The 20086-nt window shown below is 70.0% G+C and carries 16 protein-coding genes; 7 read left to right on the top strand and 9 right to left on the bottom strand.

The genetic code is table 11. The features are described from left to right. The first annotated feature begins 128 nt into the window (after nt 1–128). Nucleotides 129–1190 carry a LacI family DNA-binding transcriptional regulator gene (locus ACFY1J_RS09270; protein WP_390730964.1) on the top strand — a complete coding sequence of 354 codons (1062 nt, stop codon included), beginning with the start codon at nt 129–131 and terminating at the stop codon, nt 1188–1190. After that, nucleotides 1187–2098, top strand: coding sequence for a carbohydrate kinase (locus ACFY1J_RS09265; protein WP_390730963.1), 912 nt, complete (start codon nt 1187–1189; stop codon nt 2096–2098). The genes ACFY1J_RS09270 and ACFY1J_RS09265 overlap by 4 nt, the downstream gene beginning before the upstream one ends. A gap of 119 nt (nt 2099–2217) precedes the next feature. Here ACFY1J_RS09265 and uvrA read toward each other — a convergent pair whose 3' ends face one another. Further along, a complete protein-coding gene (gene uvrA, locus ACFY1J_RS09260) occupies nt 2218–5256 on the bottom strand; it encodes an excinuclease ABC subunit UvrA (RefSeq protein WP_390730962.1) in 3039 nt (1012 codons plus the stop codon). Between the two features lie 224 nt (nt 5257–5480). Here uvrA and ACFY1J_RS09255 point away from each other — a divergent pair, with 224 nt between their 5' ends. Both ACFY1J_RS09255 and ACFY1J_RS09250 read left to right on the top strand, forming a co-directional pair. Continuing rightward, nucleotides 5481–6170, top strand: coding sequence for a maleylpyruvate isomerase family mycothiol-dependent enzyme (locus ACFY1J_RS09255; protein ID WP_390730961.1), 690 nt, complete (start codon nt 5481–5483; stop codon nt 6168–6170). 45 nt (nt 6171–6215) lie between these two features. Continuing rightward, the gene (locus tag ACFY1J_RS09250; protein ID WP_390730960.1) at nt 6216–6872 is read left to right on the top strand and encodes an MBL fold metallo-hydrolase; all 657 of its coding nucleotides are present in this window, start codon (nt 6216–6218) and stop codon (nt 6870–6872) included. Nucleotides 6873–7173: 301 nt separating this feature from the next. Here the strand turns inward: ACFY1J_RS09250 and aroQ are convergent, their stop codons facing one another. Continuing rightward, nucleotides 7174–7647 carry a type II 3-dehydroquinate dehydratase gene (aroQ, locus tag ACFY1J_RS09245; protein WP_390709012.1) on the bottom strand — a complete coding sequence of 158 codons (474 nt, stop codon included), beginning with the start codon at nt 7645–7647 and terminating at the stop codon, nt 7174–7176. 101 nt (nt 7648–7748) lie between these two features. Between aroQ and ACFY1J_RS09240 the strand changes: the two genes are divergently transcribed. Further along, the gene (locus ACFY1J_RS09240; protein WP_390730959.1) at nt 7749–8795 is read left to right on the top strand and encodes a S66 peptidase family protein; all 1047 of its coding nucleotides are present in this window, start codon (nt 7749–7751) and stop codon (nt 8793–8795) included. Nucleotides 8796–8887: 92 nt separating this feature from the next. Next, nucleotides 8888–10186 carry an MFS transporter gene (locus ACFY1J_RS09235; RefSeq protein WP_390709337.1) on the top strand — a complete coding sequence of 433 codons (1299 nt, stop codon included), beginning with the start codon at nt 8888–8890 and terminating at the stop codon, nt 10184–10186. Nucleotides 10187–10192: 6 nt separating this feature from the next. Here the strand turns inward: ACFY1J_RS09235 and ACFY1J_RS09230 are convergent, their stop codons facing one another. The 7 genes from ACFY1J_RS09230 to ACFY1J_RS09200 form a co-directional block, all read right to left on the bottom strand. Further along, on the bottom strand, nt 10193–11293 hold the full coding sequence (locus tag ACFY1J_RS09230) for a calcium:proton antiporter (RefSeq protein ID WP_390730958.1): 1101 nt from the start codon (nt 11291–11293) through the stop codon (nt 10193–10195). Nucleotides 11294–11403: 110 nt separating this feature from the next. Beyond that, nucleotides 11404–11706, bottom strand: coding sequence for a hypothetical protein (locus ACFY1J_RS09225; protein WP_363297207.1), 303 nt, complete (start codon nt 11704–11706; stop codon nt 11404–11406). 130 nt (nt 11707–11836) lie between these two features. Continuing rightward, nucleotides 11837–12838, bottom strand: a complete 1002-nt coding sequence (locus tag ACFY1J_RS09220) for a TerC family protein (RefSeq protein ID WP_390709015.1) — start codon at nt 12836–12838, stop codon at nt 11837–11839. Between the two features lie 235 nt (nt 12839–13073). Next, nucleotides 13074–15056 carry a TerD family protein gene (locus ACFY1J_RS09215; RefSeq protein WP_390709016.1) on the bottom strand — a complete coding sequence of 661 codons (1983 nt, stop codon included), beginning with the start codon at nt 15054–15056 and terminating at the stop codon, nt 13074–13076. Between the two features lie 56 nt (nt 15057–15112). After that, nucleotides 15113–15691: a TerD family protein gene (locus tag ACFY1J_RS09210; protein ID WP_363297204.1), complete on the bottom strand. Its 579-nt coding sequence runs from the start codon at nt 15689–15691 to the stop codon at nt 15113–15115. Nucleotides 15692–15847: 156 nt separating this feature from the next. Further along, complete coding sequence (gene uvrB, locus ACFY1J_RS09205) at nt 15848–17998, bottom strand: excinuclease ABC subunit UvrB (protein ID WP_390709017.1); 2151 nt, start codon at nt 17996–17998, stop codon at nt 15848–15850. A 39-nt stretch (nt 17999–18037) separates the two neighbouring features. Then, nucleotides 18038–18895, bottom strand: coding sequence for an MHYT domain-containing protein (locus tag ACFY1J_RS09200; RefSeq protein WP_390709018.1), 858 nt, complete (start codon nt 18893–18895; stop codon nt 18038–18040). Between the two features lie 278 nt (nt 18896–19173). On the opposite strand from ACFY1J_RS09200, the gene ACFY1J_RS09195 reads away from it, so the two are divergent. Continuing rightward, entirely contained in the window at nt 19174–20046 is an 873-nt protein-coding gene (locus ACFY1J_RS09195) for a glycerophosphodiester phosphodiesterase (protein ID WP_390709019.1), read from the top strand. Nucleotides 20047–20086 lie beyond the last annotated feature (40 nt).

Genomic DNA, 20086 nt, shown 5'->3' with positions numbered 1-20086 from the left:
GTGGACGGGAAGTGGGCACAAGGGGGACGCAAGGCAGGGACGTAAACGTTTGCGCAAGCGTTTACGCGCGCCGCCGGATGGGATACCTTCCCCGCCAGAAGGCCACCGCGGCCCAGGGAAGGAACCCGATGCCCACCATGGCCGACGTCGCACGGAGCGCCGGAGTCTCCGTGGCGACCGTCTCCCACGTGCTGAACGGCACGCGTCCGGTGCTGCCCCACACCCGGCGGGCGGTGCTGGACGCGATCGACGAGCTCGGCTACACGCCCAACACGCTCGCCCGCTCCCTGGTGACCTCCCGCACCCGCTCCATCGGGCTCGCGGTCTCGGCGATCAGCAATCCCTACTTCACGGAGATCCTCCAGGGCGTCGAGGCCGCCGCCCTGGAAGAGGGCTACAGCCTGCTCATCGCCGACCCGCACGACGACCCCGAGCACGAACGCAAGGTCGTTCAGCTCCTGCACGAGCGACGCGTGGACGGCATGATCGTCGCGCCCTCCGCCGACCCTCGGGAGCTCGTCGCCTATCTGGGCCGCCACGCCGTGCCGACCGTGTTCCTGGACCGCGTGATCGACGCCCACACCGACAACGCCCCGCGCTTCGACCAGGTCTGCGCCGAGAACACCGACCCGATGGCCCGGCTCGTCACCCACCTCGCCGAACGGAGCCACCGCCGGATCGGCCTGGTCGCGGGCCTGCCCGGGCTCAGCACCACCGGCGAGCGGATCACCGGCTACCGGCAGGGCCTGGCCGCCGCCGGCCTGGCCCACGACGAACGCCTCGTGGCCCCGGGCAACTCCGAGTCGGCGCGCGCCGAGCGGGCCACCTCGGACCTGCTCTCCCTTCCCGCCCCGCCGACGGCACTGATCACCGCCAACAACGCGATGACCATCGGTGCCCTGCGCGCCCTGCGCGAACGCGGCCTGAGCGTGCCCGACGACATCGCCCTGTGCTGCTTCGACGACTTCGCCTGGGCGGACCTGTTCTCGCCCCGGCTCACCGCGATCGCCCAGCCCAGCAAGGAGATCGGCGCGCAGGCCGTCCGGGTACTGCTCGACCGCCTGGCCGCGCCGGACCGGCCCGCCCGGACCGTGCGGCTGCCCTGCACCTTCGTCCACCGCACGTCGTGCGGCTGCCCGGAGCGGCCCGAGCGGGCCGCCGACCAGTCCAGGAAAGGAAGCGACTCGTGATCGTCGTCGCCGGTGAGGCACTGATCGACCTCGTACCGCAGGGCGCGGGCGCCCTGGCGGGCCTGAAGCCGGCACTCGGCGGCGGCCCCTACAACACGGCCGTGGCCCTCGGCCGTCTCGGCTCCCCCACCGCCTTCTGCTCCCGCACCTCGTACGACGCCTTCGGCGAGGCCCTGCTCGACGGGCTGCGCCGGGCCGACGTGGACGTCTCCGGCGTGCAGCGCGGCACGGAGCCGACCACCCTCGCGGTCGCCACGATCGACGGGAACGGGTCCGCCGCCTACTCCTTCTATGTCGAAGGCACCGCCGACCGGCTGTTCACTGCCCCCGCCGAGCTCCCGGCCACGGCACGCGCGGTGTCCTTCGGGACCTGCTCGCTCGTCCTGGAGCCGGGGGCGAGCGCCTACGAGGAGCTGATGCGGACCGCGGCCGGGCAGGGACTCTTCACCGCGCTCGACCCGAACATCCGGGCGGGCCTGATCCCGGACGCGGATGCCTACCGGGCGCGCTTCAGGAACTGGCTGCCGTCGGTGACGCTGCTCAAGGTCTCCGAGGAGGACGCCCAGTGGCTGGGCGGCACCCCGCGCGAGTGGCTGACCGCGGGCCCCTCGGCCGTGGTGATCACCCGGGGCGGCGACGGTCTCACCGTCTTCACCCGGGACGGCGCGGAGCACTCCGTGCCGGGCGAGAAGGTCGAGGTCGTCGACACGATCGGCGCCGGCGACACGGTGAACGCGGCGCTGCTGCACGGCCTGTCCGCGCAGGACGCCCTCTCGGCCGAGGCGCTGGCCGGGCTGGGCGCCGACGGCTGGACGCGGCTGCTGCGGTTCGCGGCGCGTGCGGCGGCGGTGACCTGTTCACGGGCGGGGGCGGAACCGCCGTTCGCCGCCGAACTCGGGGAGTTCTAGATCACTTTCCACACCCTCCAGGGCCAGGGTGGCTGCTGGTGGAACGAACGGCGCCCCGCGGGGAGTTCCCGCGGGGCGCCGTTTTCCGATGATTCGTCAGGACGTGGCCGCCGGCCGGCTCACGCCTTCCGTGCCCGCGTCGTCTTCTTCGCGGGTGCCGCCTTCTTGGTGACCGCGGCCGCCTTCTCGGTCGCCGTGTTGTTGGCGGTCCTGGTCGTGCGGGCCGTGGCCGTCTTCTTCGCCGTCGACTTGGCGGCGACCGTCTTCCTGGCCGCCGTCTTGCGCTGGGCCGGCACCGTCGCCGCGTCGCTGATCCGGTCGGCGCCGAGGATCTCGCGCAGGAACTTGCCGGTGTGGCTGGCCGGGACCCCGGCGACCTCCTCCGGCGTGCCCTCGGCGACGACGAGACCGCCGCCGGCGCCGCCCTCCGGGCCCATGTCGACGACCCAGTCGGCGGTCTTGATCACATCGAGGTTGTGCTCGATGACGATGACCGTGTTGCCCTTGTCGACCAGGCCGGACAGGACCTGCAGCAGCTTGCTGATGTCCTCGAAGTGCAGACCGGTGGTCGGCTCGTCCAGGACGTAGACCGTGCGGCCGGTGGAGCGCTTCTGCAGTTCGCTGGCGAGCTTGACGCGCTGCGCCTCACCGCCGGACAGGGTGGTCGCGGACTGGCCGAGCCGGACATAGCCGAGTCCGACGTCCTTCAGCGTGTTGAGGTGGCGGGCGATCGCGGGGACGGCCTCGAAGAACTCCGTCGCCTCCTCGATCGGCATGTTCAGCACGTCGGCGATGGACTTGCCCTTGTAGTGGACGTCCAGGGTCTCCCGGTTGTAGCGGGCGCCGTGGCAGACCTCGCACGGGACGTAGACGTCCGGGAGGAAGTTCATCTCGATCTTGATGGTGCCGTCGCCCGCGCAGTTCTCGCAGCGGCCGCCCTTGACGTTGAAGGAGAAGCGGCCGGGCAGATAGCCGCGGACCTTCGCCTCGGTCGTCTCGGCGAACAGCTTGCGGACGTGGTCGAAGACGCCGGTGTACGTCGCCGGGTTGGACCGCGGGGTGCGGCCGATGGGCGACTGGTCGACGTGCACGACCTTGTCGACGAGGTCGTCGCCGTCCACGCGCGTGTGCCGGCCCGGGACGTTCCTCGCGCCGTTCAGCTCGCGGGCCAGGTGCGTGTAGAGGATGTCGTTGACCAGCGTCGACTTGCCGGAGCCGGACACGCCCGTGACGGCCGTGAACAGACCCAGCGGGAAGGAGACGTCGATGTCCTGCAGGTTGTTCTCGCGGGCGCCGTGCACCGTGAGCCGGCGGGACGGGTCCTGCGGGCGCCGGATGTCGGGCAGCGGGATCGACTTCTTGCCGGACAGATACTGACCGGTCTGCGACTCGGCGTTGGCCAGCAGTTCCTTGAGCGAGCCGCTGTGCACGACCTTGCCGCCGTGCTCGCCTGCGCCGGGGCCGATGTCGACGACCCAGTCGGCGACCTTGATGGTGTCCTCGTCGTGCTCGACGACGATGAGCGTGTTGCCCATGTCGCGCAGCCGGACCAGGGTCTCGATCAGCCGGTGATTGTCGCGCTGGTGCAGACCGATGGACGGCTCGTCCAGCACGTACAGGACGCCGACCAGGCCGGAGCCGATCTGGGTGGCCAGGCGGATGCGCTGGGCCTCGCCGCCGGAGAGCGTGCCGGCCGCGCGGTTGAGCGAGAGGTAGTCCAGGCCGACGTCGACCAGGAACCGCAGCCGCTCGTTGACCTCCTTCAGCACCCGCTCGGCGATCTTCTTGTCGCGGGCGTTGAGCTTCAGCTCGCCCAGGAAGTCCGCGCAGTCGCTGATGGACATCGCGGAGACCTCGGCGATCGACTTGTCCATGATCGTGACCGCGAGGACGATCGGCTTCAGGCGCGTGCCCTGACAGGTGGGGCAGGGCACCTCGCGCATATAGCCCTCGAAGCGCTCGCGGCTGGCGTCGCTCTCGGCCTCGCTGTGCCGCCGCTTGACGAACGGGACGGCACCCTCGAAGGGCGTGGTGTACACGCGCTCGCGGCCGTACCTGTTGCGGTAGCGGACCTCGATCTGCGTCTTGTGGCCGTAGAGAAGGGCCTTCTTGGCCCGCTGCGGCAGACCGGCGAAGGGGATGTCCGTACGGAATCCCAGCGCGTCCGCCAGGGCGCCGATCAGGCGGCCGAAGTAGTCCTTGGTGTGCCCGTGCGACCAGGGGTGGATGGCGCCCTCGTCGAGGGACTTGTCCTCGTCCGGGACGATCAGCTCCGCGTCGACCTCCATGCGCGTGCCGATGCCGGTGCACTCGGGGCAGGCGCCGAAGGGCGAGTTGAAGGAGAAGGAGCGCGGCTCCAGCTCCTCGAAGGACAGGTCGTCGTACGGGCAGTACAGGTGCTCCGAGTACATGCGCTCGCGCTCGGGGTCGTCCGCGGGGAGGTCGACGAAGTCGAGCACGACCATGCCGCCGGACAGGCCGAGGGCGGTCTCCACGGAGTCGGTGAGCCGGCGCTTGGCGGCGTCCTTCACCGTGAGGCGGTCGACGACCACCTCGATGGTGTGCTTCTCCTGCTTCTTCAGGGTGGGCGGGTCGGAGAGCTGGATGGTCTCGCCGTCCACGCGCGCGCGGCTGTAGCCCTTGGTCTGGAGGTCCGCGAACAGGTCGACGAACTCTCCCTTGCGCTCGCGCACCAGCGGGGAGAGCACCTGGAAGCGGCTCCCCTCCGGCAGCTCCAGGACCCTGTCGACGATCGCCTGCGGCGACTGGCGCGAGATGGGGCGGCCGCACTCGGGGCAGTGCGGCTTGCCGATGCGCGCGAAGAGCAGCCGCAGGTAGTCGTAGACCTCGGTGATGGTGCCGACCGTCGAGCGCGGGTTGCGCGAGGTCGACTTCTGGTCGATGGAGACCGCCGGGGAGAGGCCCTCGATGAAGTCGACGTCCGGCTTGTCCATCTGGCCGAGGAACTGACGGGCGTACGAGGAGAGCGACTCCACGTAACGCCGCTGGCCCTCGGCGAAGATCGTGTCGAACGCCAGCGAGGACTTGCCCGAACCCGACAGGCCCGTGAAGACGATGAGCGAGTCGCGTGGCAGGTCGAGCGAGACATTCTTCAGGTTGTGCTCGCGCGCGCCACGGACGATGAGACGGTCGGCCACGCCGGTCCGCACCTTTCTTGAGAGAAGTGACAGGGGCGGGGCCCCCGTCGTTCTCCAGACTAGGGGGAGCCACTGACAACGCCGGTCGGATTCCCGGTCCGGTAAACAATCCCCGGCCATCCAGCATGCCCGACGCCGCACCCGACCATATAGCACGCACATTCGATTTGCGGCGCTGAGCCGCCACCTTCACCCGAAGGAGTGGCGAGGTTAGGGTCGGCCTCATGATTGATCACGCGCGTGACCTGGCGTCTGTACGTGACGCGACCGAACGGCTTCTCACCGCAGCCGCCGCACTGGACAACGCGTCCGCCGCCGAGCCGTCACGGCTGCCCGGCTGGAGCCGCGGCCACGTCCTCGCCCACCTCGCCCGCAACGCGGACGCGCTGGTGAACGTCCTCGAAGGGCGCCCCATGTACGCATCGGGGGAGGCCCGGGACGCCGACATCGAGCGGGACGCCCCGCGCGCCCTCGACGTCCAGCTCGCCGACCTGCGCGAGAGCGGCGCGCGCTTCCAGGCGGCCGGGGCCGCGCCCGCGGACTGGGCGCGCACGGTGGAGCTGCGCAACGGGGTCACCGACTCGGCGTCGCGGCTGCCGTTCCGGCGGTGGGTCGAGGTCGAGCTGCACCATGTGGACCTGGGGATCGGGTACGAGCTGGAGGATCTTCCGGCGGAGTTCACGGAGCGGGAGATCGACTTCCTCGCGGAGCGCTTCGGCGGACACGCGAGCGTGCCCTCGACCGCTCTGGTCGCCGACGGCGGCCGCACCTGGACCACGGGCGGCGGCGCGCCGGGCGGCCCGATCGCGGTGGAGGGCACCGCCGCCGATCTCCTCGGCTGGCTGGCCGGTCGCCGGGACGGCTCGGGGCTCACGGTGAAGGGCGGCGGACTGCCGACGCTCCCCCCGCTGTAGCACGTGGACGCCGCCCGGTCCGCTCCCCCGCTATAGGCTGCCGCCATGACGTACAGCGGTGAGGTGACGGTCGGCGGACCGGCGGACGTGCACGAGCTGAAGGACCTGATGATCACCAAGATCGCGGTCGGCCCGATGGACAACAACGCTTATCTGCTGCGCTGCCGGGCCACGGACGAGCAGTTGCTGATCGACGCCGCCAACGAGGCGCAGACACTGCTCGGCATGATCGGTGACGACGGCATCGCGTCCGTCGTCACCACGCACCAGCACGGTGACCACTGGCAGGCGCTCGGCGAGGTCGTGGCGGTCACGGGCGCGCGTACGTACGCCGGGCGGGAGGACGCCCCCGGCATCCCGGTGCCGACCGATGTCCTGGTCGACGACGGTGATGTGATCCGGGTGGGGCGTGTGGAGCTCACCGCGCGCCATCTGGTGGGACACACGCCGGGGTCGATCGCGCTGGTCTACGACGACCCGCACGGCCACCCGCACGTCTTCACCGGGGATTGTCTGTTCCCGGGCGGCGTGGGCAACACGCGCAAGAATCCCAAGGCCTTCGCCAGTCTGATCCATGACGTCGAGACGAAGATCTTCGGCGCACTGCCGGACGAGACCTGGGTCTACCCGGGGCACGGCAACGACACCACGCTGGGTGCCGAGCGCCCGCATCTGCCGGAGTGGCACGCGCGCGGGTGGTGAGTGCGGCCCCGGCCGGGACGCCGGGCCCGGCGCGAACTTCGTACGCGCGCCCCGCGCAAGCGCGTTGCGCGCGCCCCGTGTGAATCATTCGCACGCGCCGGTGACCCGCGCGCGCTCCCGGTGCACGTTGCCGCGCAGTCAACTGGAAGCAGCCCCGCACAGGATGACGGCTCCTGCGCGGTATGGGCCGCCGGCCTTCCGAACCCCGCCCTCGGCCGGCGGCCCAGGCCTGAGCACCTATGAGGACGTCAGCACCTGTGAGGCGTCGGTGCCCATAGGGCATCAGTCGCCTTTTCAAACGCTATGCGTCGGCCTGTGCGGCCCCCACCAGCGCCGCCACCCGCTCCACGCCGAACACATATCCCTGCACGCCACACCCCGCGATGACGCCGTCGGCGCGCAGGGAGACGTACGAGTGGTGCCGGAACGACTCGCGCTTGTGGATGTTGGAGATGTGCACCTCGATGACCGGCATGCCGTCGCAGGTGTTCAGTGCGTCCAGAATCGCGACGGACGTGTGCGAGTAGGCGCCGGGGTTGATGACGATCCCGCAGTGGTGGAGCCGCGCCTCGTGGATCCAGTCCACCAACTCGCCCTCGTGGTTGGACTGCCGGAAGTCCACCCTCCCGCCGTGCGCCGCCGCGGCCTTGGCGCACAGGGCCTCGACGTCGGCGAGCGTGTCGGAGCCGTAGATCTCCGGCTGACGCTGGCCGAGCAGATTGAGGTTGGGCCCGTTGAGGATCATGATCGGGGCGTTGGCCAGGGTGCGGGGCACGGTTCCTCCGGTCCGTTCGGGTGGGCGGTCGACAAGGGACCGCTGCTCAGACCCGGTTTATCACGGTGCGGTGAGGAGACGAGGGCCCGTACTCTCCCGGCATGACGACGCCTTCGTACCCTCCCAAGCCCGAGCCGGGCGACCGCATAGCCGTCATCTCCCCCTCGTCCGGGCTGGCGGAACTCTTCCCACGGCCCTACGAACTGGGTCTGCGGCGGCTGCGCGAGGAGTACGGCCTCGTGCCGGTGGAGTACCCGACGACCAGGAAGATGGGCACGTCCCCGCAGGACCGCGCCGACGACATCCACGCGGCCTTCGCCGACCCGGACATCAAGGCGGTCATCGCCACGATCGGCGGCGAGGACCAGATCACGGTACTGCCGCTGCTGGACCGGGAGTTGATCCGGGCCAACCTGAAGCCTTTCTTCGGGATGAGCGACAACACGAACCTGCTCGCGTACCTGCGCAATGCCGGGATCGTCGGCTACCACGGTGCCACGGTGATGTGCGAGCTGGGCCGCCCCGGCGCCCTGCACCCGCAGACCGCCGAGTCCTTCAGGGCCGCGCTGTTCACCTCCGGCGAGTACGAACTCCGGCCCGCCGAGCGCTGGAACGACGTCGACCGCGACTGGGCCGACCCCGCCACCTTCGACGCCGAACCGCCGTCCCGCCCCGGCACCGGCTGGACCTGGCGGAACGCCGAGCGGGTCGTCGAGGGCCGTGGCTGGGGCGGAAACCTGGAGATCCTCGGGTGGCTGCTGATGGCCGACCGCGAGGTCTCGCACGACCTCGCGGAGTACGACGGCGGCGTCCTGTTCCTGGAGACCTCCGAGGAACTGCCGAGCGCCGCGGAGGTCTTCCGGACCCTGCGCAACTTCGGCGAGCGTGGCCTGCTGCAACGGTTCTCCGCCCTGCTGATGGGCCGCCCCAAGAGTTGGTCCTTCGAGCGGCCCAACACTTTGGAGGAGGCGGCGCGTTACGCGACGGAGCAGCGTGAGGCCGTAGAGCGCGCGCTGAAGACATATGCGCCGAACATGCTCGTCGTCTTCGATGTGGATCTGGGCCACACCGATCCCCAAGTCGTCGTCCCCTACGGGGGCGTGATCCGCGTGGACGGACCGGCCCGGCGCATCATCGTCACCTACTGACGCGGGCCGCGCTCCCCCGCGCCCCGTAACCAGTGGTCACCGTGGGTAGTTGACGCGGCATGCACGATGTACGCGTCGTAAGGGCGCCCTCCATGCTGCGGATGGCCGCCGCCTCCCTCGCCGGGACCGCGATCGAGTTCTACGACTTCTTCGTCTACGGGACGGCGGCGGCCCTCGTCCTGGGGCCGCTGTTCTTCCCGACGTTCTCACCCGTGGCGGGGACGCTGGCGGCCTTCGGGACGTTCGGGGTGGGGTTCGTGGCCCGGCCGCTGGGCTCGATGCTCTTCGGGCACATCGGGGACCGGCGCGGGCGGCGGCCCGTTCTCGTCGTCTCGCTCCTGCTGACCGGTGCCTCGACGGTAGCGGTCGGATGTCTGCCGGCGTACGGCTCGATCGGCGTCACCGCTCCCCTGCTGCTGCTCGTCCTGCGCTTCCTGCAGGGGCTGGGGCTCGGCGGGGAGTGGGGCGGGGCGGTGCTGCTGACCGCGGAACACGCGCCCGCCGGGCGACGTGCGCTGTGGTCGAGCTTTCCGCAGATCGGGCCCGCCATCGGCTTCCTGCTCGCCAATGGCGTGATGCTGGTGCTGTCGGCGACGCTGTCCGACGCGCAGTTCGCGCAGTGGGGATGGCGAGTGCCGTTCTGGGCGGCCGGGGCGCTGGCCGTGGCCGGTCTGTGGCTGCGTTCCTCGCTCACCGAGAGCCCCCGGTTCCTCGAAATCGAGGACCACGCGCGCGTGCCGCTCGTCGACGTCGTACGGCACCACTGGCGGCTGGTGCTGCTGACGGCCGGGGCGCTTGCCGTCGGGTACGCGGTGTTCTACGCGGTGACGACCTGGTCCCTGGCCTATGGGACCGAGCGGCTCGGGGTGAGCCGTACCGTCATGCTCACCTGCATCATGGCCGCCGTGGTGGTGAAGGGGGCGCTCACGCCCGTGATGGCGCTGCTCGGCGACCGCTACGGGCGGCGGCCCCTGTGCCTGGCGGGGTGCACGGCCATCGCCGTGTGGATGTTCCCGATGGTCGCGCTGCTGGCGACGGCCGAGCCGCTGCTGATGTTCCTCGGCTTCCTGCTGGCGCTGGCAGCGTTCATCACCATGTTCGCGGTGATCGCCGCCTATCTGCCGGAGCTGTACGAGCCGCGGGTGCGGTGCACGGGAGCCGCGGTGGGCTACAACCTCGGCGGGGTCCTCGGGGGCGCGCTCACCCCGATCGTGGCGACGACGCTCGCGGAGCGCGGCGGACGCGTTCCGTGGGGTGTGGGCGCGTATCTGACGGGGATCGCGCTGCTCAGCCTGGGGTGCTTCGCGCTGCTGCCGGAGACCCGCCCGGTGCCGGTGGCGGCGATGGAACCCGCCGCGGGCGTGACGGGTGGTCCGGCGACGGGCGGGTGAGGTCCGCTACGGATTGATCGCCAGCTCCAGATACGCGGCGAACAGCACCAGGTGCACGCCGCCCTGCAGCGGCGTGGCCCGTCCGGGCACGACCGTCAGGGAGCTCACCACGATGGTCAGCGCGAACAGCAGCATCCCGGTGGCGCCGAGGCCGAGGACGAGCGGACCGGAGAGCCAGATGGAGGCGAGGGCCACCGCGGGGATGGTCAGGCCGATGCTGGCCATCGCCGAGCCGAGCGCGAGGTTGAGGCTGGTCTGCACCCGGTCACGGCGCGCCGAGCGCAGCGCGGCGATCGTCTCCGGGAGCAGGACGAGCATGGCGATGACCACTCCGACGACGGCCTGGTCCAGGCCGACAGCCTGCACTCCGGACTCGATCGCGGGCGAGACACCCTTGGCGAGGCCGACGACCCCGATCAGAGCGAGGCCCAGCAGGCCGAGGCTGATCCAGGCGGTGCGGGCGGACGGCGCCTTGGCGTGGTCGTCCGCGGTGATCACCTCGCCCTGCCGGGTGATGGGCAGGAAGTAGTCACGGTGCCGCACGGTCTGGGTGGCCACGAACAGGCCGTACAGGATCAGCGAGGACAGCGCGGCGAAGGTCAGCTGTACGCCGGAGAACTCCGGTCCCGGCTTGCTGGTGGTGAACGTCGGCAGCACCAGGCTGAGCGTGGCCAGGGTCGCCACGGTCGCGAGGGCGGCGCCGGTGCCCTCGGGGTTGAAGACGGCGGTGCCGTGGCGGAGTGAGGCGACGAGGAGGCACAGGCCGACGACCCCGTTACAGGTGATCATCACCGCCGCGAAGACCGTGTCCCGGGCCAGCGTCGCGCTCTTGGCGCCGCCGTCGACCATGAGGGTGACGATCAGGGCGACCTCGATGATCGTGACGGCGATGGCGAGGACCAGGGAGCCGAAGGGTTCACCGACCCGGTGGGCGACCACCTCGGCGTGATGGACGGCGGCCAGGACGGACACGGCAAGGATCACGCTCACCAGCGCGACGAGCACGCCGGGCAGGTGGCGCCCCCAGATGAAGACGAGAACGACGACCGCGAGCACCGGCACGAGGAGCGTCCACTGAGTGGTGAGCCACCTGAGCCGAGCGATCATGCTGCGATCGTGGCAGAGGCGTACGGTGTTCGCATTCCGGCTCTTTCCGGTGCCGGAGGCCCGGCGCCGACGCGGCACGGGCCCCCGGGTGGTGCGGCTTTCGGTCCCGGTTATGTGAAGTCGCTCATCTCCACGACGTCGCAGTCGGTGAAGGCCGGCGGCCGGGTGCACAGCGCGGCCATCTGCTCGGCGAACTTGCTCGTCTCGGGGTCACTGCTGTTGCGCATGGCCTCCTCGTGGGAGTCGAACTGGATCACCGCGAGATAGCGGCCCGGCTGATTCCTGTCCGCGAGGATCTGACGGCGCGTGGGGCTGTTCTCGCGGCCCGCGAAGCGCTTCTCCATGTCCTCGGACAGGGCCCGCATCTCCTCGATGCGGTCTGTCTCGAAGTCGATGATCTGGACGAACTTCATGGATGCCTCCACCGGGGCGGCGGCGTCCCCGGCCGGGGACGCGCTCTGCCCCCCAACGAAGCATCGGGAGCGATGCGCGGCAATCACCCCGCACCACTCCCGGGGACCGTTGTTTCTACGTCCGTCGCGGTCAGACGTCGACGCTGTCCTTCGGAGCGCCATCGCCGGGCACCCGCGCCGCTTCGAGCGCCACCTGCTTCCGGGACGCCAGCAGGCTGGTGACCGTGGTGACGATCAGGACCACGCAGATCACGCCGAGCGAGACCGGAGTGCTGATCTCCGGGACGTGCGCCCCGGACTCGTGCAATGCGTGCAGCACCAGCTTGACGCCGATGAAGCCCAGGATCACGGACAGGCCGTACGAGAGGTGCACCAGCTTCCTCAGCAGGCCGCCTATGAGGAAGTACAACTGCCTGAGGCCCATCAGGGCGAAGGCGTTGGCGGTGAAGACGATGTACGGGTCCTGGGTCAGGCCGAAGATCGCGGGGATCGAGTCGAGTGCGAACAGCACGTCCGTGGTGCCGATCGCGAGCATCACGACCAGCATCGGCGTCATCACGCGCTTGCCGTTCTGCTGGAGCCACAGCTTGGTGCCGTGGTAGCGGTCGGCCACGCCGAATCTGCGCTCGGCCGCCTTCAGCAGCTTGTTCTCCTCGTACTCCTCGCCCTCCTCGTCGGCCCGGGCCTCCTGGACCAGCTTCCAGGCGGTCCAGATCAGGAAGGCGCCGAAGAGGTAGAAGACCCACGAGAAGCCGGCGATGATCGCGGCTCCCGCGGCGATGAACACGGCCCGCAGGACCAGCGCTATGAGCACGCCCACGAGCAGCACCCGCTGCTGGTACTGCGAGGGCACCGCGAACTTCGCCATGATCAGGACGAAGACGAAGAGGTTGTCGACGCTCAGCGACTTCTCGGTGATGAAGCCCGCGAAGAACTCGCCGGCGGGCTGACCGCCCGAGAAGACGAGCAAACCGAGGCCGAAGAGACCGGCCAGGGTGATCCAGACGACCGTCCAGATTCCGGCTTCCTTGATGGACACGTCATGGGGCTTGCGGCCGATGAAGAAGTCGACCGCGACGAGGGCGGCCAGGCCCGCGATGGTGAGGACCCACAGGGTCACGGAAACATCCATTGCGCCTCCGGCAGTACGTAGCAGAACGTAACGGCAAACAGTCAGCGTCGTCGCTGCCGGAGGTCTCTTCCGCCCACGAGGGGCCGGCGCCCCGGGATCAGGCCTGATCCGTATTGACGGGTACGCCGCAGCAGACAGGGAGTACTCCCCTCCGTGCGGAAAACAGTACCCCAATCACCAAGGAAAGGTAAAGCCATTGGCAAAGAAAAGGTCAAAATCCCTGCTCGAAGGCACTTTACGTGTACTTGGTGCGGGCCGCGGCCACCTGTGCGAGCACCCGGTGGAGCACCTCGCTGCCGGGCGGGACGAGCGACGGCTCGTACGTCCAGGCATGCCCGACCCACGGGTCGGCGAGGTGGTCGTCAGGAACCGGCGTGAGTCGCATGAGCGATCGCCACAGGGGGTCGAGCAGCGGGCCGTAGGCGGCTGCGTCCTCACGGTCCGCGACCATCAGCAGATGCACGCCGACGGACGGCCCCTCGTCCGCGAGATAGCGCAGCTGGTTCACCGCCCGGTCGTCGAAGCCGTGCGGGAAGTCATTGACGATCAGCAGCTGCTGCGCGATGTCGATGCCCGGCGGCAACGACTCGGCCGCGCCACCGCGCAGCGCCATCTGCACCAGGTCGACGCGCTGGGTGAGCCGGCCCAGCACGTCCGCGACGCCCGCGGCGCCGGTCGCGGGCGGAGCCGCCGGCACACCGCTGCGCGTCAGCGGCCCCAGTGCCTGGGCCCCCGAACCGGCCGGGTCGATCACATGCACGGCGAACTCCCCCGCAGGGTGGACCGCGAGCAGCCGGACCGCGAGTGCCACCGCCGTCTCCATCGCGAGGTGCCGCAGCGCGCCGGGGTCCGGGAAGGAATCGTCGAGGCCCGTCCTCGGGCCGCTGTCGATCCACAGGCCCCGCTCCATGGGCAGCCGGACCAGCATCGGGACGCGCAACGGAGCGCTCTCGGGCAGGTGGAGGTCGCCCAGGCGCAGGGCCATCGGGGACTCCGTCGGCACGCGGTAGGCATGCCAGACGGGGTTGTCCCAGCGTGCGTACGCCGGCGGGAGCGCATGCTCGACCACCTCGCACTCGGCGGTCAGCTGGGCCAGATCACGGTCGAGCACCGCTCTCGCCTGTCCGACGAGCCGGGCCCGCTTGGCACCGGCCGCCTCGCGTTCGGCGTCGCCCGAGGAGCCGAGCCGGTTGCGCGGGTCCGACAGGACCTGGTCGAGCTCCTTGTCCATACGGGATTCGGCGAAGTCGACGGCGCTGCGGTACGCGGCCGTGGTGCGGGCCAGGTCCTCGAACATGCCCCAGACCTGGTTGTACAGCCGCTCGTCCATGGACCAGCCGGCCGCGTCACCGGCGACGGGCACGGCGGGCTGTCCGGGCGGGGCGGGGGGTGCCTGCGGCGGAGGCGGGGGCGGGGTCGAGTGCCGGCGGTTCGGGTGGGTGTAGTCGACCGGGCCGCCGGTGGGCGCCGCCTGTTGCGCAGCGGTGGAGTCGGGCTGCGCGGGGAACGCGTTGCCGGGCACCTGGCCGCCGTACGGACCTTGTGTGCCGTGAGGTGGCACGGGGTCCGGGGTGCCCTGTGGGGCCGGGCCCGGTGCGGAGGGCGCCGTCCGGCGGGACCGGTCGGCGTCCGACGGACGCGATGGCGGCGCCGAGACGGACCGGGCCACGCCCCGGGCCACCGCCTCGTGGATGCTGCCCGCGAGTTCCACGGCCTGGGGCAGGCCCTGGTCGGTGAGGAGCGCGGCGAGGCCGCCCGCATAGCCCTGGCCGACGGCACGCACCTTCCAGGCGCCCTGTCTGCGGTACAGCTCCAGGGCGACGACGGCCGACTCGGCGTCCAGGCCTGTGAGGGTGAAACTGGCGATCCCGGTGCCGTCGAGGCCGGTGACCGCGACGGAGGGGGCGGGGACGCCGCCGAAACGGGTCGGGCCTCCCACCCCCTCGGGCAGGGCAAGCAGCACATTGACGCGATGTACGGCCTCCGGCATGGCGGCCAGGTCCACCGCAAGGCGATGGTCGGCCGCCGCCTGCCTGGAGACCTCGAGCCCGGGGAGCGCGGGCGCGCCCGGATGCGCCACCCATTCGACGCCGCGCGCCTTGCCGTTGTCGTCGCTCAGCGTGGCCGCCGCCACGACGGGCACACCGGCCGAGACCCGGATCTCGAGCCGGACCTGCGAGAGCGGGTGGTTCTGCCCCCGCACCAGCTCGGCCGTCATCGCCTTCCCCCTGTGTCGTTGTTGTCGTGTGCCGCTCGCCGGGCCCTCCGGCGGTCCTACAGGTGCGGCAGGATCGCCGGCATCAGGTCCTGGAAGGTACGGCCGTTGGCCGGAGTACCCAGGGCCGTCATCGTCCAGCCGGCGCCGACCCGCTGCACCTTCGCCATGATCTGCGCGGTGTACGCGCCACCGCCCGCCAGGGTGTAGCGCGCGAGTTCCTGCCCGTTGGTCTCGTCGACCAGGCGGCAGAACGCGTTCTGCACCTCCTGGAAGGTCTGGCCCGTGAAGGAGTTCACGGTGAAGACGATCTGGTCGATGTGGACCGGGACGCGCGCCAGGTCGACGAGGATGGCCTCGTCGTCACCGCCCTGGCCCACGCCGCCGACGAGGTTGTCGCCGGTGTGGCGCACGGAGCCGTCGTCGCTCACGAGATGGCGGAAGAAGACGACGTCGACCGGCTGCTTCTCCGCGAAGAGCACCGCCGAGGCGTCCAGGTCGATCTCCCGCGTGCGCGAACCGAACAGCCCGCGCCTGGGTGCCGCCTGCCAGCCGAGACCCATACGGACCGCGGTCAGGGTGCCCCCATCCTTCTTTTCCAGGCTGATGGCCTGACCCTTGGTCATGTTGACGGACACGGCTGGTTCCCCTCTCGGATTTCCCCTGTTGCCGCACTGCTTGCGGTTGACCAGAACCCTAGTCACGGGCTCCGACACAGCCGAACCCCGGCCCGCGGTTTGTGTCGGTGTTGCAACACTCTGCGCACGCGCCGGGGTCCGGCACTGACTGCGAGGTCAGGCCAGACCGGCCTCCCGCATCTGGCGCAGCTCCTTCTTCATCTCGGAGACCTCGTCGCGCAGCCGGGCCGCGATCTCGAACTGGAGGTCCGCGGCGGCGGCGCGCATCCGCTCCGTCATCTCCTCGATCTGCTCGGCGAGTTCGCTCGCGGGGCGGTCCGTCGGCACCGTGGCCTTCTCCTGGGCCTTGCCCTTGGCCGACTTGGCCTTCGCCCCCTTGGCCGCCTTGTCGCCGAGCGAGGGGACGGGGGCCTTGGCTCCCTTGCCGTCCTTCGTCCTGCGGTAGCCGGAACCGAGCAGTTGCTCGGTGTCGACCTCCTCGCGCGCGATCTGCGCCACGATGTCGTTGATCTTCTTGCGGAGCGGTTGCGGGTCGATGCCGTTGGCCTTGTTGTAGGCGACCTGCTTCTCGCGGCGGCGGTTGGTCTCGTCGATGGCCTTCTCCATCGCCGGGGTGATCTTGTCGGCGTACATATGGACCTGACCGGAGACATTGCGCGCCGCGCGGCCGATGGTCTGGATCAGCGAGGTGCCGGAGCGCAGGAAGCCCTCCTTGTCGGCGTCCAGGATCGCCACCAGGGACACCTCGGGCAGGTCGAGGCCCTCACGGAGCAGGTTGATGCCGACCAGCACGTCGAACTCGCCGGAGCGCAGTTCACGCAGCAGCTCGACGCGGCGCAGGGTGTCGACGTCGCTGTGCAGATAGCGCACCTGGATGCCGAGTTCGAGGAAGTAGTCGGTGAGGTCCTCGGCCATCTTCTTGGTGAGCGTGGTGACCAGGACGCGCTCGTCCTTCTCGGTGCGCTTGCGGATCTCGTGCACCAGGTCGTCGATCTGCCCCTCGGTGGGCTTGACCACGACCTCCGGGTCGACGAGACCGGTGGGGCGGATGATCTGCTCGACGACGCCGTCCCCGCGGGACAGTTCGTACGGGCCGGGGGTCGCCGACAGATACACGGCCTGCCCGATCCGCTCCTGGAACTCCTCCCACTTAAGGGGGCGGTTGTCCAGGGCGGAGGGAAGCCGGAAGCCGTGCTCGACGAGAGTGCGCTTGCGGGAGGCGTCGCCCTCGTACATGGCGCCGATCTGCGGCACGGTGACATGCGACTCGTCGATGACGAGGAGGAAGTCGTCCGGGAAGTAGTCGAGCAGGGTGTTGGGCGGGGAGCCGGGCAGGCGGCCGTCGAAGTGCATCGAGTAGTTCTCCACGCCGGAGCAGGAGCCGATCTGGCGGAGCATCTCGATGTCGTACGTGGTCCGCATGCGCAGCCGCTGGGCCTCCAGGAGCTTGCCCTGCTTCTCCAGCTCGGCGAGGCGCTCGCCCAGCTCCTTCTCGATGTCGTTGACGGCGCGCTCCATGCGCTCCGGGCCGGCGACGTAGTGGGAGGCCGGGAAGACGTACAACTGCTGGTCGTCGCTGATGATCTCGCCGGTGAGCGGGTGCAGGGTGGACAGCGCCTCGATCTCGTCGCCGAACATCTCGATGCGGACGGCCAACTCCTCGTACACCGGGAAGATCTCGATGGTGTCGCCGCGGACACGGAAGGTGCCTCGGCTGAACGCCATGTCGTTGCGGGTGTACTGGATGTCCACGAAGCGGCGCAGCAGCTCGTCGCGGTCGATCTCGTCACCGACCTTGAGGGGGACCATGCGGTCCACGTACTCCTGCGGAGTACCGAGGCCGTAGATGCACGAGACCGAGGCGACCACGACGACGTCGCGGCGGGTGAGCAGCGAGTTGGTCGCGGAGTGCCGCAGTCGCTCGACCTCCTCGTTGATCGAGGAGTCCTTCTCGATGTAGGTGTCCGACTGGGGGACGTACGCCTCGGGCTGGTAGTAGTCGTAGTACGAGACGAAGTACTCGACCGCGTTGTTCGGGAGGAGCTCGCGGAACTCGTTGGCCAGCTGGGCGGCCAGCGTCTTGTTCGGCGCCATCACGAGCGTGGGGCGCTGGAGCTTCTCGATCATCCACGCGGTGGTGGCGGACTTGCCGGTGCCGGTCGCGCCGAGCAGGACGACGTCCCTCTCACCGGCCTCGATGCGCCTGGCCAGGTCGGCGATGGCCGTCGGCTGGTCGCCGCTGGGCTGGTAGGAGCTGACGACCTCGAAGGGCGCCACCGTGCGTTCGATGTTGGAAACGGGCCGCATGGATCCACCGTACGACCCCGCACTGACAACCGGTCCCGATCACCGGTTCTGCGGGGTGCGGGAACCGCGGTGGCCCTGCTGGCGGGCCTGCGGCCGGCGGCCCGGGGACGGGACGACGGCGCCGGCCGGGATGCCCGGTTTGTGCTCGACACGGGTCCAGTCGGGCTTGCCCATGACCATCAGCGGATCGAACATCACGACGACGCCCGCGAGGAGGAGGAAGACGAGAGGGCCGATCAGCATGGGGCCGAGCAGGGCCGCGGGCGACTCACCGGAGGCGGTCGAACCGGTGCCGTGCAGATGGACACTGAGGGCGGCCATGCCGGTGTAGTGCATGCCGCTGACGGCGAGCCCCATGACGAGGCTCGCGCCGACGCTCCACAGGAAGCCCCTCACCTGTCCCGCGGCCCACAGGGCGGCGGTGGCGGCCACGACCGCGATGACGACGGAGGCGGCGACGGTGACCGTGTTGTACTGGAGGCTTCCGTTGAGGCGCAGGCCGGCCATGCCGAGGTAGTGCATCGAGGCGACGCCCAGACCGGTGACCGTGCCGCCGGTGAACAGCGCCGTCCCGGTGGCGCCGCGGTAGCCGACGATGAAGATCCCGATCCCCACCATGACGACGGCGATGCCCAGGCTCGCGTACGTCATCGATTTGTCGTAGTGGATCGGTGTCTCCTTGACGGTGAACCCCATCATGGCGACGAAGTGCATGGTCCATATGCCGGAGCCGATCGCGGCCGAGCCGAGGACGAGCCAGGCGGGGCGCCAGGACTGGGTCACCAGCATGGCTCTGGTCGTAGAGCGCAGGCCGAGGGCTCCACCGAGGCAGGCCATCAGATAGGCCACCAGCGGGGTGACGATCCCGTACGTGAATCCGTCGACCGTGCCCTGCATGCGCGGCTGCCCTTCACCCTTTGCGTCCCGGAATACCTGAAATTCGCCCCCGTCCCAGGACCGCTCCGAGCGGTCAGGGTTGACGAGGAGAGTATGACCCCCACCGGAATGGTCGAACGATTTTCCGGCAAAGAATCACGCCCCTGCCCCACTTGTGCGGCACCGGTGTGCGGACTTGGGGAACTCCATTCATTCCGTGGCCGTCCGGCGCCACCCTCCTGTTGACGCTCTGCTGTCACTCTGGTGCTGTCCGTATTCGCTCGACGCGAGGAGTACGCATGCACGCGCGCGCCGTTGCCGCCACGACCACCGCGCTCCTGGGGACGGCCACCCTGCTGGCGCCCACTCCCGACGCCCGGGCCGGCGACGTCGGCGAACAGCCCCGGATCATCGCCCACCGGGGTGCTTCCGCCTACGCTCCCGAGAACACCCTGCCCGCCATCGACGAGGCGGCCCGGCTGGGCTTCTCCTGGGTCGAGAACGACGTGCAGCGCACCAAGGACGGCGTACTGGTCGTCATCCACGACGACAGCCTCAAACGCACCACGAACGTCGAGAAGGTGTTCCCCGGCCGGGCGCCCTGGAAGGTGAAGGACTTCACCGCCGCCGAGATCGCCCGGCTGGACGCGGGCAGCTGGTTCGGCCCCGGGTACGCGGGCACGCACGTGCCGACCCTGAAGCAGTACATGAGCCGGGTCGAGAGCAACCACGAGAAACTGCTCCTGGAGATCAAGAACCCCGAGCTGTACCCGGGCATCGAGCAGCAGACCCTCAAGCTCCTCGGCAACGAGGGCTGGCTGGACAGGCCGCACCTGGGCCGCCTGATCGTGCAGAGCTTCAGCGCGGACAGTCTGCGCATCGTCCACGATCTGAAGCCCGGCCTGACGACCGGCTTCCTCGGCACACCGCCGCTGCGCGACCTGTACCGGTACGCGCGGTTCACCGATCTGATCAACCCGTCGTACGGGACCATCTCCGGCAGCTATGTCGCCACCGTGCACGCGTTCCACGGTCCGCACGGCAGGAGGCTCGGCGTGTACACCTGGACCGTCAACGACGCGGCCACCGCCTGGACCGTCACGCGGTACGGCGTCGACGGCGTCATCACCAACAAGCCCGACGTGGTGTGGGCGGCGCTGACCGGCTACTGAGCCGGCCGACGGGCGTTGTCAGTGGCGGGTCGTACGGTGT

The sequence above is a fragment of the Streptomyces sp. NPDC001406 genome (assembly GCF_042895285.1).
GTDB lineage: Bacteria > Actinomycetota > Actinomycetes > Streptomycetales > Streptomycetaceae > Streptomyces.
This window is presented reverse-complemented; position numbering and strand designations above follow the sequence as displayed.

Excerpts from the sequence above, each read along its gene's own strand:
- ACFY1J_RS09270 (WP_390730964.1), top strand. The coding sequence starts at position 129 with ATGCCCACCATGGCCGACGTCGCACGGAGCGCCGGAGTCTCCGTGGCG.
- ACFY1J_RS09255 (WP_390730961.1), top strand. The coding sequence starts at position 5,481 with ATGATTGATCACGCGCGTGACCTGGCGTCTGTACGTGACGCGACCGAA.
- ACFY1J_RS09250 (WP_390730960.1), top strand. The coding sequence starts at position 6,216 with ATGACGTACAGCGGTGAGGTGACGGTCGGCGGACCGGCGGACGTGCAC.
- ACFY1J_RS09240 (WP_390730959.1), top strand. The coding sequence starts at position 7,749 with ATGACGACGCCTTCGTACCCTCCCAAGCCCGAGCCGGGCGACCGCATA.
- ACFY1J_RS09235 (WP_390709337.1), top strand. The coding sequence starts at position 8,888 with ATGCTGCGGATGGCCGCCGCCTCCCTCGCCGGGACCGCGATCGAGTTC.
- ACFY1J_RS09230 (WP_390730958.1), bottom strand. The coding sequence starts at position 11,293 with ATGATCGCTCGGCTCAGGTGGCTCACCACTCAGTGGACGCTCCTCGTG.
- ACFY1J_RS09225 (WP_363297207.1), bottom strand. The coding sequence starts at position 11,706 with ATGAAGTTCGTCCAGATCATCGACTTCGAGACAGACCGCATCGAGGAG.
- ACFY1J_RS09220 (WP_390709015.1), bottom strand. The coding sequence starts at position 12,838 with ATGGATGTTTCCGTGACCCTGTGGGTCCTCACCATCGCGGGCCTGGCC.
- ACFY1J_RS09215 (WP_390709016.1), bottom strand. The coding sequence starts at position 15,056 with ATGACGGCCGAGCTGGTGCGGGGGCAGAACCACCCGCTCTCGCAGGTC.
- uvrB (WP_390709017.1), bottom strand. The coding sequence starts at position 17,998 with ATGCGGCCCGTTTCCAACATCGAACGCACGGTGGCGCCCTTCGAGGTC.
- ACFY1J_RS09200 (WP_390709018.1), bottom strand. The coding sequence starts at position 18,895 with ATGCAGGGCACGGTCGACGGATTCACGTACGGGATCGTCACCCCGCTG.
- ACFY1J_RS09195 (WP_390709019.1), top strand. The coding sequence starts at position 19,174 with ATGCACGCGCGCGCCGTTGCCGCCACGACCACCGCGCTCCTGGGGACG.